The sequence below is a fragment of the Chromobacterium rhizoryzae genome (assembly GCF_020544465.1).
Lineage (GTDB): Bacteria > Pseudomonadota > Gammaproteobacteria > Burkholderiales > Chromobacteriaceae > Chromobacterium.
In genome coordinates this window covers 4,940,956-4,954,217 of the sequence record NZ_CP066126.1, presented here as the reverse complement: position 1 = coordinate 4,954,217, position 13,262 = coordinate 4,940,956, and the positions used below count along the sequence as shown (strand labels likewise).

General features: G+C 64.1%; 12 protein-coding genes and 1 pseudogene. 8 read left to right on the top strand and 5 right to left on the bottom strand.

The window, feature by feature from the left end:
* Window positions 1-39 precede the first annotated feature (39 nt).
* The gene (gene gap, locus JC616_RS22650) at window positions 40-1,053 is read left to right on the top strand and encodes a type I glyceraldehyde-3-phosphate dehydrogenase (RefSeq protein ID WP_107801015.1); all 1,014 of its coding nucleotides are present in this window, start codon (window positions 40-42) and stop codon (window positions 1,051-1,053) included.
* 94 nt (window positions 1,054-1,147) lie between these two features.
* Here the strand turns inward: gap and JC616_RS22645 are convergent, their stop codons facing one another.
* A complete protein-coding gene (locus JC616_RS22645; protein ID WP_019100282.1) occupies window positions 1,148-1,591 on the bottom strand; it encodes an Lrp/AsnC family transcriptional regulator in 444 nt (147 codons plus the stop codon).
* 431 nt (window positions 1,592-2,022) lie between these two features.
* On the opposite strand from JC616_RS22645, the gene phoB reads away from it, so the two are divergent.
* The 3 genes from phoB (at window position 2,023) to tal (ending at window position 5,408) form a co-directional block, all read left to right on the top strand.
* Window positions 2,023-2,712, top strand: a complete 690-nt coding sequence (gene phoB, locus JC616_RS22640) for a phosphate regulon transcriptional regulator PhoB (RefSeq protein WP_048412957.1) — start codon at window positions 2,023-2,025, stop codon at window positions 2,710-2,712.
* Window positions 2,713-2,718: 6 nt separating this feature from the next.
* Window positions 2,719-4,026 carry a phosphate regulon sensor histidine kinase PhoR gene (gene phoR, locus JC616_RS22635; protein WP_227105577.1) on the top strand — a complete coding sequence of 436 codons (1,308 nt, stop codon included), beginning with the start codon at window positions 2,719-2,721 and terminating at the stop codon, window positions 4,024-4,026.
* Window positions 4,027-4,346: 320 nt separating this feature from the next.
* Window positions 4,347-5,408, top strand: coding sequence for a transaldolase (gene tal / locus JC616_RS22630; protein ID WP_107801013.1), 1,062 nt, complete (start codon window positions 4,347-4,349; stop codon window positions 5,406-5,408).
* 233 nt (window positions 5,409-5,641) lie between these two features.
* On the opposite strand, the gene JC616_RS22625 is transcribed toward tal, so the two are convergent.
* Window positions 5,642-6,175 carry a hemerythrin domain-containing protein gene (locus tag JC616_RS22625; RefSeq protein WP_107801012.1) on the bottom strand — a complete coding sequence of 178 codons (534 nt, stop codon included), beginning with the start codon at window positions 6,173-6,175 and terminating at the stop codon, window positions 5,642-5,644.
* Between the two features lie 234 nt (window positions 6,176-6,409).
* Here JC616_RS22625 and JC616_RS22620 point away from each other — a divergent pair.
* Window positions 6,410-6,793, top strand: a pseudogene (locus JC616_RS22620) (GNAT family N-acetyltransferase); the annotation flags it as partial.
* Between the two features lie 48 nt (window positions 6,794-6,841).
* Entirely contained in the window at window positions 6,842-7,429 is a 588-nt protein-coding gene (ampD, locus tag JC616_RS22615) for a 1,6-anhydro-N-acetylmuramyl-L-alanine amidase AmpD (RefSeq protein WP_227108621.1), read from the top strand.
* Between the two features lie 62 nt (window positions 7,430-7,491).
* Here the strand turns inward: ampD and kup are convergent, their stop codons facing one another.
* Entirely contained in the window at window positions 7,492-9,357 is a 1,866-nt protein-coding gene (kup, locus tag JC616_RS22610) for a low affinity potassium transporter Kup (RefSeq protein ID WP_107801010.1), read from the bottom strand.
* 309 nt (window positions 9,358-9,666) lie between these two features.
* Here kup and JC616_RS22605 point away from each other — a divergent pair, with 309 nt between their 5' ends.
* Together JC616_RS22605 and JC616_RS22600 are read left to right on the top strand one after the other, a co-directional pair.
* Window positions 9,667-11,376, top strand: a complete 1,710-nt coding sequence (locus JC616_RS22605) for a proline--tRNA ligase (RefSeq protein ID WP_227105574.1) — start codon at window positions 9,667-9,669, stop codon at window positions 11,374-11,376.
* A gap of 7 nt (window positions 11,377-11,383) precedes the next feature.
* Window positions 11,384-12,025: a lytic transglycosylase domain-containing protein gene (locus JC616_RS22600; protein WP_107801008.1), complete on the top strand. Its 642-nt coding sequence runs from the start codon at window positions 11,384-11,386 to the stop codon at window positions 12,023-12,025.
* A gap of 90 nt (window positions 12,026-12,115) precedes the next feature.
* Here the strand turns inward: JC616_RS22600 and JC616_RS22595 are convergent, their stop codons facing one another.
* Both JC616_RS22595 and JC616_RS22590 read right to left on the bottom strand, forming a co-directional pair.
* The gene (locus tag JC616_RS22595; RefSeq protein ID WP_107801007.1) at window positions 12,116-12,613 is read right to left on the bottom strand and encodes a MarR family winged helix-turn-helix transcriptional regulator; all 498 of its coding nucleotides are present in this window, start codon (window positions 12,611-12,613) and stop codon (window positions 12,116-12,118) included.
* Window positions 12,614-12,745: 132 nt separating this feature from the next.
* On the bottom strand, window positions 12,746-13,174 hold the full coding sequence (locus JC616_RS22590) for a carboxymuconolactone decarboxylase family protein (RefSeq protein WP_107801006.1): 429 nt from the start codon (window positions 13,172-13,174) through the stop codon (window positions 12,746-12,748).
* Window positions 13,175-13,262 lie beyond the last annotated feature (88 nt).

Genomic DNA, 13,262 nt, shown 5'->3' with positions numbered 1-13,262 from the left:
GAAGATGACCTTGCGCCATTTCAACTTGGAGGATGCATCATGACGTTGCGAGTTGCTATCAATGGTTACGGCCGCATCGGCCGCATGATTGTGCGTGCATGGCAAGAGCGCTATGCCGATCAGGACATCGAGATTGTCGCCATCAACGATCTGGCCTCGCCGGAGCTGCATGAACACCTGACCCGTTACGACAGCGTGCACGGTCCGTTCGCCGCTTCCGTGGCGCTGGACGGCGATCACCTGGTGGTCAACGGCAAGAAGATCAAACTGCTGGCCATCCGCAACCCGGCCGAGCTGCCGTGGAAAGAATTGAACGTGGACGTGGTGATGGAATGCACCGGCTTGTTCACCACTCGCGAAAAAGCCGGCGCTCATCTGCAGGCCGGCGCCAAGAAAGTGCTGATCTCCGCTCCGGGCGGCGAAGGCGTGGACGCCACCGTGGTTTACGGCGTCAACCACCAGCAGCTGAGCAGCGCGATGACCATTGTCTCCAACGCCTCCTGCACCACCAACTGTCTGGCCCCCATGGTGCAGCCGCTGATCGACACCATCGGCATCGAGCGCGGCCTGATGACCACGGTGCACGCTTACACCAACGACCAAGTGCTGCTGGACACCGATCACAAAGACCTGCGCCGCGCCCGTTCCGCCGCCGTGTCCATGATCCCGACCAAGACCGGCGCCGCCGCCGCGGTGGGCCTGGTGCTGCCGCAATTGAAGGGCAAGCTGGACGGCTTCGCCGTGCGCGTGCCGGTGAGCAATGTCTCGCTGGTGGACCTGACCTTCACCGCCGGCCGCGATACCAGCAAGGAAGAAGTGAACCAGCTGATCAGCGATGCCGCCAAAGGCCCGCTCAAGGGCGTGCTGGGCGTCAACACCCTGCCGCTGGTGTCCTGCGACTTCCTGCACAACCCGGCGTCCAGCACCTTCGACGCTACGCTGACCCGCGTCATCGGCGGCCGCGAAGTCAAAGTGCTGGCCTGGTACGACAATGAATGGGGCTTCTCCAACCGCATGATCGATACCGCGGTGGCCTGGCAGGCCGCCAAGTAAGCGCCCAGCGGGTTTTCGCTCAAGAAACGGACAGGCTTGCCTGTCCGTTTTTCATGGCGCGGCGCCAGGAGCGGGCGCTTGGGACGGCGCCGGTTTATTCATCCTGCTGCAGATCCGGCAGCCGCGGCGGCACCGGCACCTCGATCACGATCGAGGTCTTGGTGTCGCCGAACTGCATCAGCCGCGCGATCAAGGCCTGCAGCGTGGGCATATTGTCCACCACCACTTTCATCATCAGTCCGCTGGTGCCGGTCACCGACATGCATTCGATGATCTCCGGCATAGTGCGGATTTCCTCTATCACCGCGAAGTACTCCAGATGCTTGACCGTCAGCTCTATCATGCAGCAGATGGGCATGCCCACCTTGTTGGGATCGATGGTGGCGCGGTAGCCGGTGATCACGCCTCCGCGCTCCAATTTGCTCACCCGGTCCGCCACCGCCGGCGGCGACAGATTCACCCGCCGGGCCAGTTCCGCGAAGCTGATTCGGGCGTTTTCGTGCAGTGCGGCGATGATTTTTCTATCAAATTTATCCATTCTTCGATTATAAGGAAATATGACGAAACAAACTTATAAAAAAAGGCGAAATGGCTGAAAATCCAATCAACCATCTGATCAAAACGCCTGTTTGCTACGTAAAATGCTGGCCGTATCAGGGTTGGCCGCACTGTCCCGCGGCCCGCCTGTCCAGATCCGTTGCGGATGAGAATTGTCCCAAAACGCTCTCATTTGAAACTGTCCTGGTGATCTCTTTGTCCCTGGTCTCTAGTCAGATCAAATCTGTATTGACGACGACCATTCCGGGCCTGTTCATAGCAACAGGCCCGTTTTTTTTTGGCTTGCTGAGGCGTCTATGGCTGGCGCGTTAAAATAATCTGCGCCAAAGTGGGAAAGTTTGACGAAATGTCATATTTTTGTAATCACCCGTTTTTATCCTTGCCACACACTCAAACGGGAATGGATCAACCATGCCAGCCAATATCTTGCTTGTTGAAGACGAACCGGCAATCCAGGAGCTGATTGCCTTCAACCTGGCGCAGGCCGGCCACCATGTGCTGCGGGCCAGTACCGCCGAAGCGGCGCTGACGCTGGTGCGCAACGCGCTGCCTGACCTGGTGCTGCTGGACTGGATGCTGCCGGGCGCCAGCGGCGTGGACATCGCCAAGCGCTTGCGGGCCGACGAGCGCACCCGCCACGTGCCCATCATCATGCTGACCGCGCGCTCGGACGAGCAGGACAAGATCACCGGCCTGGAAACCGGCGCCGACGACTACATCACCAAGCCCTTCTCGCCGCGCGAGCTGCTGGCGCGCATCAAGGCGGTGTTGCGCCGCCGCGCGCCGCAGATGACCGACGACGCGGTGGATGTGCAAGGCCTGCGGCTGGACCCGGTCACCCACCGCGTCACCGGCAACGGCGGCGTCATCGATCTGGGCCCCACCGAATTCCGCCTGCTGCACTTCTTCATGACCCACCCCGAGCGCGTGCATTCGCGCTCCCAACTGCTGGACCAAGTGTGGGGCGACCATGTGTTCGTGGAAGAACGCACCGTGGACGTGCATATCCGCCGGCTGCGCAGCGCGCTGGAGGGCACCGGGCACGACACGCTGATCCAGACCGTGCGCGGCACCGGTTATCGCTTTTCCACCCAGCAGTGAGGCCTGATGCCTGAATTTCTGAAACGCACGCTGGCCTCGCTGCTGGCGACCGCCGTCATCGGCCTCGGCTTCTGGCTGGGCTCGTCGGCGGAAGACGGACTGATCGCGGTGGCCATCTGCCTGGGCGGCTGGCTGGCCTTCAATCTCTACCATGTGGCGCTGCTGCTGCGTTGGCTGCAACGGCCCACGCCGGAGCGGGTGCCTGACGGTTTCGGCGTCTGGCACACCATCTTCATGACGCTGTACCGCACCACCCGCACCCAGAGCCAGAGCCAGAAAAAGCTTACCTACGCGCTGGAGCGCTTCATCAACGCCGGGGAGGCGATGCCGGACGGGGTGGTGGTGCTGGACGAGCACGACCGCATCGAATGGATCAACCCGATGGCGGTGGAGCATCTGGGGTTGGACCGCAAACGCGATGTCGGCAACCAGATTCTCAATCTGATCCGCCAACCGGCCTTTCACGCCTATATGAACGAGGCGCGCTTCAGCCAGCCGCTGGTGCTCAACTTCGTGCAGCCGCGCGAACTGGTGATCTCCTTGCAGATGGTGCCCTTCGATTCCACCCGCAAGTTGCTGCTGACCCGCGACATCACCCAGTTGGAGCGGGTGCAGACCGTGCACAAGGATTTCGTCGCCAACGTCTCGCACGAGCTGCGCACGCCGCTGACCGTGGTGGGCGGCTTTCTGGAGACGCTGGGAGACATGCCGCAGGTGGACGACGCCACCTTCCGCCAGTTTCTGCCGATGATGATGGAGCAGTCGCGGCGCATGCAAAGCCTGGTCGAGGACCTGTTGACCCTGTCCAAGCTGGAGAACAGCCCCAAGGCGACGGTGTCGGAGCGGGTGGACATGCAGGACATGCTGGACACGCTGATGGTGGAGGCCGAGGGCCTGTCCCACGGCCGTCATCAGGTCAAGCTGGACCGGCACAGCGACGCCTGGCTGTGGGGCAGCCAGCAGGAGCTGCACTCGGCCTTCGGCAACCTGGTGTCCAACGCGGTGCGCTACACGCCGGAGGGCGGCTGCATCACGCTGAGCTGGAAGGAGGAGGGCGAGCAGCTGCGTTTCTCGGTGGCGGATACCGGCATCGGCATCCCGCGCGAGCATATCCCGCGCCTGACCGAGCGTTTCTACCGGGTGGACCGCGGCCGTTCGCGCGGCAGCGGCGGCACCGGCCTGGGGCTCGCCATCGTCAAGCACGTGCTGGCGCGTCATCATGCCCGGCTGGAGATCAGAAGCGAGCCGGACAAGGGCAGCGTGTTCTCCGCGGTGTTCCCGCGCGACCGCCGCAGCGGCTCGCAAGCGGCCTGAGCGCCGCGCCGCGGGGCCGCATGCGGCGTATTCTTGCAAGCTTGGGTCGGCGCTCTTGGCGCGCCGCTCCAAGCGGGTTAGGATGTCCGTTTTAGCCCGCCGATTTTAGAACCTGTTCAAAGTCTGCTGCGCTTCGGCGATACGGCGTTAGAAACCCGCTTCGAAATGCTCATATACCGTATGTGCATTCCGCTTCCTCGGCTGTTTTCGTCTTGTCTCGCCCTTGTGCGCGAGACTCTGAACAGGCTCTATGGCGTGGTAGCCACTGGCCGGCTCGGCGACGCCGGGTCCGCCCTGACTTTATTCTGGATCGTTCCACCATGAATCGACTGCAATCCATCCGCCCCTTCGGCCAGCGCATCTGGCTGGACAATCTGTCCCGCGAACTGATCGCCTCCGGCGAACTGGCGCGCCTGCTGGCCGACGACGGCATCGCCGGCGTGACCTCCAATCCGGCGATCTTCTACAAGGCGATCAGCGGCGACGCCAGCTACCAGGCCGACCTGGCCCGCCTGAAAGCGGACGCCGGCCTCTCGGCCGAGGCGCGTTACGAAGCGCTGGTGGTGCCGGACATCCAGGCCGCCTGCGATCTGCTGCGCGGCCAGTACGACGCCAGCCAGGGCAATGACGGCTATGTCAGCCTGGAAGTGTCGCCGGAGCTGTCCAACGACGAGGCCGGCACCTTGGCCGCGGCGCGCCGCCTGTGGGCGGAAATCGCCCGCCCCAACGCCATGATCAAGATCCCGGCCACCGCCGCCGGCATCCGCGCGTTTCAGGCGCTGACCCGCGAAGGTGTCAACGTCAACATCACCCTGCTGTTCTCGCTGCCGCAAGTGGAAGCGGTGTGGGACGCCTACATCGCCGGCCTGTCCGCCCGTCGCGCCGACGGCAAGGATGTGTCCGGGATCAAGGCGGTGGCCAGCTTCTTCCTGTCCCGCGTCGACAGCCTGCTGGATCCGCAAGTGGGCGCGGCCCATCAGGGCAAGGTGGCCATCGCGTTGTCCAAGGCCGCTTACGCCCGCTACCGCGAACGTTTCCACGGCGCCGAGTTCGCCGCGTTGAAAGCCGCCGGCGCGCGCCCGCAATATCTGCTGTGGGCGTCGACCGGCACCAAGAACGCCGCTTACTCCGACGTGCTCTACGTGGAAAGCCTGATCGGCGACGAAACCGTCAACACCGTGCCGGACGGCACGCTGGCGGCCTTCCGCGATCACGGCCAGGCCGCGTTGACGCTGCCGGAAGGCATGGACGACGCGCAAACCCTGTTGCACGCGGTGGGGGCGTCCGGCGTGGATCTGGCCGCCGCCGGCGAGAAGCTGCAGCAGGACGGCTTGAAGCTGTTCGAAGACGCGTTCGAGCAGCTGCTGAAGCTGACCGCCTGAGAGTGTAAACCAGCTCTGAGAACGTGTTTACGATCTCGCGAGCTAAGGTGAGACAAGGCGAAAACAGCTGAGAAAGCGGAGTGTACACACGGTACATGAGCATTTCGAAGGGGTTTTCAACGCTGTATCGCCGACGCGCAGCAGATCGTAAACAGGTTTTGAGTGCGGAAAGATAAAAAGGCTGACCAGCGCGGTCAGCCTTTTTTGCGCGTGCGGCCTGGAGCGGGCGTCGTTCAGGCGGCCTGCTGAGTCCGGCGCGCCGCCATGCGCTGCCCGGCGGCGCTCATTTCCTCGGCGCTGATGGCGGAGGCGGCGGTGGGGAACAGCCAGCTTTCCTCGGCGGCGGCGTGTTCGCGGTACTGGCGGGCGAACTCCTCCAGCTCGTTGCGGCTGATGCGGTGGATCTTGCCGTCGCGCAGCGCCAGCAGATCGTCGCGGATCGCGTTCCAGCAGGAATGCAGATAGCCGTGTTCGGCGCTCAGTTGCTCCAGCCGGGAGGCGGCGGTGGGCACCCGCGCCAGAATCAGCGGGAACAGCTCGTCCTCCTCGTCGCTGTGATGGGCGGGGCCGGCCAGGTCGAAGTAGCGGACCACGCCGTCTATCGTATTGCGGGCGGCCTCGTTGACGCCGTGTTGCTCGATGTAGGCGGGCAGCTGATCCAATTGCTCGCAGAAGCGGCGAATCTTGTCGTGACAGGCTTGCAGCATTTCCAGCGGCTGTTCGAAGCTGGGCGCGGCGGCGTTGCTCAGAGAGTCCAGCGTCAGCATGGGCGTTCTCCTGTGATGGGTGACGGCCTGCATTCTGCGGCATGGAACGGGCCGCGGCCATGATTCGGCTCAAGCAAGGCGAGCCTTCCGCCGGGCTGGAGCGGTAGAATGCAGGATGAAGGCTTGTCCGCCCCGGTTGTTCTTGATACCGCGTAGGGTCTCAGAAAACAAGTGTGATATTGGACTGTTCCAGTTACCGGATTGTTGCATCGGTTACGCGCGCAGGGAGAGTGAATGCAAGCCCCGTTTGAAGTGAAAAGCCTGGATTTGAGGGACGCCGCGCTGGCCGCGCGCGCCTTGGATCTGCAACTGGCCGCCCACCGCCTGGAGGCGGAGTGGCTGTCCTATCCGCACCTGCCCGTGCTGTGGGCCGATCTGGCCGCGGCGCGGGCCTGCGCCGACGCGGTCTGGGGCGCGTTCGAGGGCGAGAGCCTGCGCGGCCTGCTGGTGGCCTCGCGCCGCGAGGACGGCGGTCTGCATATCGAAAGAGTGGTGGTGGATCCGCAACAGCTGCGCGCCGGCTGGGGCTATCGCCTGCTGAACCGGGCGCTGGTGGGCGAGGGCGAGGTCAGCGTGGACACCGCCGAGGTCAATATTGCCGCGTTGTCCTTGTACCGCAAGGCCGGTTTCGTCGCCGAGCAGCGCTGGTCCACGCCGGACGGCTTGATGTTGTGGCGTTTGAATTATCAGCCGGCCCCGCCGCCTGCTTTGCAATTATTGGAAGACGGCTGGCTGGACGGCGCGCGCCGGTTGCCCTCGCCCAATCACGATGAACGCGGCGAGGGCATGGCGCCGGAACTGCTGGTGATCCACAACATCAGCCTGCCGCCGTATCGCTACGGCGGCTTGGGCGTGGAACAGCTGTTCCAGAACCGGCTGAATCCTGACGAGCATCCGTTCTACGCCGAAATCCAGCATCTGCGGGTGTCGTCCCATTTCTTCATTCGTCGGTCCGGCGAGCTGCAGCAGTTCGTGCCGGTGACGCGGCGCGCCTGGCATGCCGGCGTGTCCAGCTGGCGGGGGCGTGAGCGCTGCAACGATTTTTCCATCGGCGTGGAGTTGGAAGGCTGCGATTTCGAGCCGTTCAGCGAGGCGCAATACCGCACGCTGCAAGCGCTGGCGCGGGTATTGCGGAGCAAGCTGCCGCTTAGCGCCGTCATCGGCCACGAGCACATCGCGCCGGGGCGCAAGACCGATCCCGGCCCGTTCTTCGATTGGGCGCGGGCGGAGGCGGACAGCGGCCTGCAACGCTAGAGTCAGGCGCGAAAAAGCCGGACAGGCAGGGCCGGTCCGGCTTGGGAGCGGGGCGGGAGGGCTTACAGCTCGACTTGCGCGCCCAGCTCCACCACCCGGTTGGTCGGCACCTGGAAGAAGTCGGTGGCGCGCATCGCGTTTTTGCTCATCCACACGAACAGCTTTTCGCGCAGGCGCGACATGCCCGGACGCTCGGTGGACACGATGGTTTCCCGCGACAGGAAGAAGGACGTGTCCATCAGCTCGAAGGCCAGGCCCTGGGCGGTGCAGTCTTCCAGCACCTGCAGCACGTTCGGGTCTTCCTTGAAGCCGTAGCGGGCCACCACGCGCCAGAACGAAGCCGACATCTGCACAATCTCCAGTCTGTCCTCTTCCGCCACATAGGGGACGTCTTCGGTGCGCACCGTCATCAACACCACCCGCTCGTGCAGCACCTTGTTGTGCTTGAGATTGTGCAGCAGCGCGTGCGGCACGCCGTGCAAGGTGCTGGTCAGGAACACCGCGGTGCCTTGCACCCGCGTCGGCGGATAGGCTTCCAGGTTCTCGATGAAGCTGTCCAGCGGCAGCGCCTGGTCGCGCAGGCGCGTGAACAGCAGCTCGCGGCCCTGCTTCCAGGTGCTCATCAGGGTGAAGATCACCATGCCCAGCACCAGCGGCAGCCAGCCGCCGTCGGCCACTTTATGGATGTTGGCGCTGAAGAAGCCCAGGTCTATGGTGGCGAACATCAGGGTGACGCCCAGCGCTAGCGGCAGCGGCCAGCGCCAGTTGACCCGGGCCACCACGAAGAACAGGCAGGTGGTGATCAGCATGGTGCCGGTGACGGCGATGCCGTAGGCGGCGGCCAGGCTGGACGAAGTCTTGAAGGTCAGCACCACCACCATCACCGCGATCAGCAGCGCCCAGTTGATGAAGGGCATATAGATCTGGCCGATCTCTTTTTCCGAGGTGTGCTGCACTTCCAGCCGCGGGCAGTAACCCAGCTGGATGGCCTGGCGGGTCAGCGAGTAGGCGCCGGAAATCACCGCCTGCGACGCGATCACCGTGGCCAGCGTCGCCATCACGATCAGCGGCAGCAGCGCCCAGTCCGGCGCCAGCAGGAAGAAGGGATTCTTGATCGCCGCCGGGTTTTGCATCAGCAGCGCGCCCTGGCCGAAATAATTCAGCGCCAGGCCGGGCAGCACCAGGCTGAACCAGGCGCGGCGGATCGGCGAGCTGCCGAAATGGCCCATGTCGGCGTACAGCGCCTCGGCGCCGGTCAGCGCCAGCACCACCGAGCCCAGGGTCAGGAAGGAGCCCCAGCCGTTGTGGCCGATGAAGTGCAGCGCGTGGTAGGGATTGAGCGCCTGCAGCACTTGCGGCGCTTGCACGATCTGGTGCAAGCCGAGCAGACCCAGCACGGAGAACCAGACCAGCATGATGGGGCCGAACAGCAGGCCGACGCTGGCGGTGCCGAAGCGTTGCAGCAGGAACAGGCCGGTCAGCACGCCGATGGCCATCGGCAGCACATAGCTTTCCATCGCCGGCGAAATCAGCTCCATGCCCTCGGCGGCGGACAAGACCGACACTGCCGGGGTGATGATGGCGTCGCCGTAGAACAGCGCCGCGCCGAACAAGCCCAGCAGCACGATCTTCCAGCGCGCGGCGTGAGTGGTGTAATGACGGGCCAGCGCCATCAGCGCCATGATGCCGCCTTCGCCGCGGTTGTCGGCGCGCAGCACGAAGGCCACGTACTTGATGGAAACCACGAAAATCAGCGACCAGAAGATCAGCGACAAGATGCCGAAGATGTTTTCCGGGGTGGTGGGGATGCCCTGGCCGGTGAAGCATTCGCGCAGGGTATACAGCGGGCTGGTGCCGATGTCGCCGTATACCACGCCCAAGGCGGCCAGGGTCAGGCCAGCCATGGCCTGTTTGTTGTGATCCTGCATAAGCATCCAATGGAATTGTTCGTCACCGTATATTGCTGCACAGCAATATCGGTGGTTCTTGAGCGCGCAGATTACTCCAGAGGTCTGGGTAAGCCAAGCAAAGGCCGCGCAAGAGCCGAGATGTGTTCTCGTAAAACGACAGAGTCCGGGCTGTCTGCTTGCGCGGCGGCCGCATCTGGGGTAGCCGGCGGGGGGCGGGACACGCATCTTTATAGCGCAAATCGGCGATGCCGGCGCAAGGCTTGGCCGCGAGGCGCGGCAAACGCTACAATCAAGCCCTCAATTACACCGTATTGCCAAGGACGCATCATGCGCGCATCGCAGTTTTTCATTTCCACCCTGAAGGAAGCCCCCGCCGACGCCGACATCGCCAGCCAGAAACTGATGATGCGCGCCGGCTTCATCCGCAAAGTGGCCGCCGGCATTTACTCCTGGATGCCGATGGGCCTGCGCAGCGTGCGCAAGGTGGAAAACATCGTGCGCGAAGAGATGAATCGCGCCGGCGCAATCGAAGTCAGCCTGCCGGTGGTGCAACCGGCCGGCCTGTGGCAGGAAACCGGCCGCTGGGACAAGATGGGCGAGGAGTTGCTGCGCTTCAAGGACCGCCATGAGCGCGATTTCGCCTTGCAGCCCACCGCCGAGGAGCTGATCACCGACATCGCCCGCAACGAGCTGCGCAGCTACCGCGCGCTGCCGAAGAACTTCTTCCAGATCCAGACCAAGTTCCGCGACGAGCGCCGTCCGCGCTTCGGCGTGATGCGCGGCCGCGAGTTCACGATGAAGGACGCCTACTCCTTCGACCGCAGCGCCGACGCCGCCGGCGTCAGCTACGACAATATGTACGCCGCCTACTGCCGCATCTTCGACCGCCTGGGCCTGAGCTACCGCGCCGTCGCCGCAGACACCGGCGCGATCGGCGGCGACCGCTCGCATGAATTCCAGGTGATCGCCGACACCGGCGAGGACGCCATCGTCTACTGCCCGGACTCCGACTACGCCGCCAACATCGAACTGGCCGAAGCCGTGGCCCCGGCCGGCGAACGCGCGGCCGCCGGCGCGGCCATGGCCAAGGTGCACACGCCCAAGGTCAAGACCATCGCCGATCTGGTGGGTTTCCTGAACGTGGACGTCAAGCAGACCGTCAAGGCGGTGGTGGTGGACGGCGACGAAGATCAGCCGGTGCTGTTGCTGGTGCGCGGCGACCACGAGCTGAACGAAGTCAAGGCGGAGAAGATCGCCGGCATCAAGAAGCCGCTGACTTTCGCCTCGCCGGCCGCGATCAAGGCCGCCTTCGGCGCCAATCCCGGCTCGCTGGGCCCGGTGGGCTTCAAGGGCCGCGTCATCGCCGACCGCACCGTCGCCAAGATGGCCGACATGATTACCGGCGCCAACGAGGACGATCAGCACTACACCGGCGTCAACTTCGGCCGCGATTGCGCGGAGCCGGAAGTGATGGACATCCGCAATGTGGTGGCCGGCGACGCCTCGCCGGACGGCAAGGGCGAGCTGGCGATCCAGCGCGGCATCGAAGTGGGCCATGTGTTCTATCTGGGCACCAAGTACTCGGAAGCGATGAACGCCACCTTCCTGGACGAGGACGGCAAGCCCAAGCCGTTCGAGATGGGCTGCTACGGCATCGGCGTCACCCGCATTCTGGGCGCGGCGATCGAGCAGAACTTCGACGACAAGGGCATGATCTGGCCGGACGCCATCGCGCCGTTCGCCCTGGTGATCTGCCCGGTGGGCTATGACCGTTCCGCCGAGGTGAAGGCCGCCGCCGACGCCTTGTACCAAGGCCTGCTGGCCAAGGGCGTGGACGTGATCCTGGACGACCGCGGCGAGCGCCCGGGCGCGATGTTCGCTGATTGGGAACTGATCGGCGCGCCGCATCGCGTCACCATCGGCGACCGCGGCCTGAAGGAAGGCAAGGTCGAGTACCAGCACCGTCGCGACGCGGAGGCCAGCGCGCTGGCCGCCGATGCTATGCTGGAACAAGTGCTAGCCAAACTGGGGCTGTGACCGTCTTATGATCCGATCCGGCATCGTCGTATTGTTGGCCGCGCTGGCAGCGATGCCGGCGTGGGCCGGCGCGCAGAAGGAAGAGGCGCTGGCTGCCAACGTCGCTTCCACCATGCGCCGTTCGGTGTCGGACGCCAATGCGCCGCGGCTGGTGTTCGACGACCAGCGCGAGGCCGACGCCTGGCTGGGAGAGATGTCCAGCCGGCTGGCCAAGCGGATTCCGGATAAATGGACGCGCGAGCGTCTGCTCACCGCCATCCATTACGAGGCCACCCGCGCCGGCCTGGACCCGCAGCTGGTGCTGGGCCTGATCCAGGTGGAAAGCGGCTTCAACAAGTACGCGATCTCCGGCGCCGGCGCGCGCGGGTTGATGCAGGTGATGCCGTTCTGGGTGCGCAGCATAGGCAATGCGCAGCACAATCTGTTCGATCTCACCACCAATCTGCGCTACGGCTGCACCATTCTGCGTTACTACCTGGATATCGAGCGCGGCAATCTGTTCCGCGCGCTGGGCCGCTACAACGGCAGCCTGGGCCGCGCCGAGTATCCCAATCTGGTGATGGGGGCCTGGAAAGGCCGCTGGCACTGGGTGGCGCCGCTGCCGGTGAAAACGGCGGCGGCGGGCGCCGCGCCGCCGCTGCTGCGCTGAAGCGCGGATGCAAAAAAAAACCGGCTCTGGAATCCAGGCCGGTTTTTTTTGTCCGCTCAGCGCGGCAGGCTACAGGAGGGCGCGCGCATTTCAATCCTCCTGGGTTTGCAGCATCTTTTTCAGCAAGCGCGCCAGCGTGGCGCGTTCTTCCGCGTCCAGCATCTCGATCAACTCGGCCTCGGCCGACAGATGGTTGCCGACGGCGTCCTCGATCACCTCGAAGCCCTTGGGCGTCAGCGTCACGATCACGCCGCGGCGGTCGCCCGGGTCCGGCGAGCGGGTCACCAGGCCGGCTTCTTCCAGACGATTGATGCGGTTGGTCAGCGCGCCGGAGGAAATCAGCACCATGCCTTGCAGTTGATTGGGGGACAGCTGGAACGGCTCGCCGCCGCGGCGCAGCGCGGCCAACACGTCGAATTCGCCGACATTCAGATTGTGGCGCGCCAAATCGTGCAGTACGCGGCGGGTGACGAAGTACTCCATTCGCACAATGCGGCCGACCACTTCGGTGGAGGATGGGTCCAAGTCCGGGCGAACCTCGCGCCACAGGGCCACGATACGGTCAATCTGGTCTGGTGCTTGTTGCATCACTGACGGTTCCTGATGTGTGGGTGACAACTGGATGACTACCGGGCGCAGAGATTAGCACGGCTTGAAGTTAGTTTATCTTCACGTGAAATAATAGTCTTCAGTCATCACCCGCACCAGCGGGAAGCGCGCTTACTGACGCATGCTGACCGCCAGCCGGTTGAAGGCGTTCATCAGGGCGATGGCGAAGCTCAGGTCCGCCACTTCTTCCGGGCTGAAGTGTTCCTGCAAGGGCAGATAGTGCTGGTCCGGCGCCTGGGTGACGGCGATGTCGGTCAGCGATTCCGCCCATTCCAGCGCCGCGCGTTCGCGGGCGCTGTACAACTCGCTGACGCGCCAGCCGGCCAGAGAATCGATGCGTTCATTGCTTTCCCCCCTGGCGCGCAGGGCCGACGCGTGCATTTTCAGGCAGAAGGCGCAGCCGTTGATCTGGGATACGCGCAGGTAAACCAGCTCGATCAAGGGCAGGCCCAGGCTGCTGTGCTGCAGGCTGGCTTTGACGCTGGCCAGCCCTTGGTAGGCGGCGGGGGACAGTTGGGTGTAGGGCAGGCGCAGAGACATGGCAATTCCTTTCAAGAGAGAGTCGCAGCGGCGAGCTGCAAGGCCAGTCTAGGCAAAAATCATTTATGTAAATAGACTTAAAATATCG

What these genes read in the sequence shown, in the direction of transcription:
- phoB (WP_048412957.1), top strand. Translation starts at nt 2,023, where the DNA reads ATGCCAGCCAATATCTTGCTTGTTGAAGACGAACCGGCAATCCAGGAG.
- JC616_RS22590 (WP_107801006.1), bottom strand. Translation starts at nt 13,174, where the DNA reads ATGTCTCTGCGCCTGCCCTACACCCAACTGTCCCCCGCCGCCTACCAA.
- gap (WP_107801015.1), top strand. Translation starts at nt 40, where the DNA reads ATGACGTTGCGAGTTGCTATCAATGGTTACGGCCGCATCGGCCGCATG.
- JC616_RS22645 (WP_019100282.1), bottom strand. Translation starts at nt 1,591, where the DNA reads ATGGATAAATTTGATAGAAAAATCATCGCCGCACTGCACGAAAACGCC.
- kup (WP_107801010.1), bottom strand. Translation starts at nt 9,357, where the DNA reads ATGCAGGATCACAACAAACAGGCCATGGCTGGCCTGACCCTGGCCGCC.
- JC616_RS22595 (WP_107801007.1), bottom strand. Translation starts at nt 12,613, where the DNA reads ATGCAACAAGCACCAGACCAGATTGACCGTATCGTGGCCCTGTGGCGC.
- JC616_RS22600 (WP_107801008.1), top strand. Translation starts at nt 11,384, where the DNA reads ATGATCCGATCCGGCATCGTCGTATTGTTGGCCGCGCTGGCAGCGATG.
- ampD (WP_227108621.1), top strand. Translation starts at nt 6,842, where the DNA reads ATGTTGTGGCGTTTGAATTATCAGCCGGCCCCGCCGCCTGCTTTGCAA.
- JC616_RS22605 (WP_227105574.1), top strand. Translation starts at nt 9,667, where the DNA reads ATGCGCGCATCGCAGTTTTTCATTTCCACCCTGAAGGAAGCCCCCGCC.
- phoR (WP_227105577.1), top strand. Translation starts at nt 2,719, where the DNA reads ATGCCTGAATTTCTGAAACGCACGCTGGCCTCGCTGCTGGCGACCGCC.
- JC616_RS22625 (WP_107801012.1), bottom strand. Translation starts at nt 6,175, where the DNA reads ATGCTGACGCTGGACTCTCTGAGCAACGCCGCCGCGCCCAGCTTCGAA.
- tal (WP_107801013.1), top strand. Translation starts at nt 4,347, where the DNA reads ATGAATCGACTGCAATCCATCCGCCCCTTCGGCCAGCGCATCTGGCTG.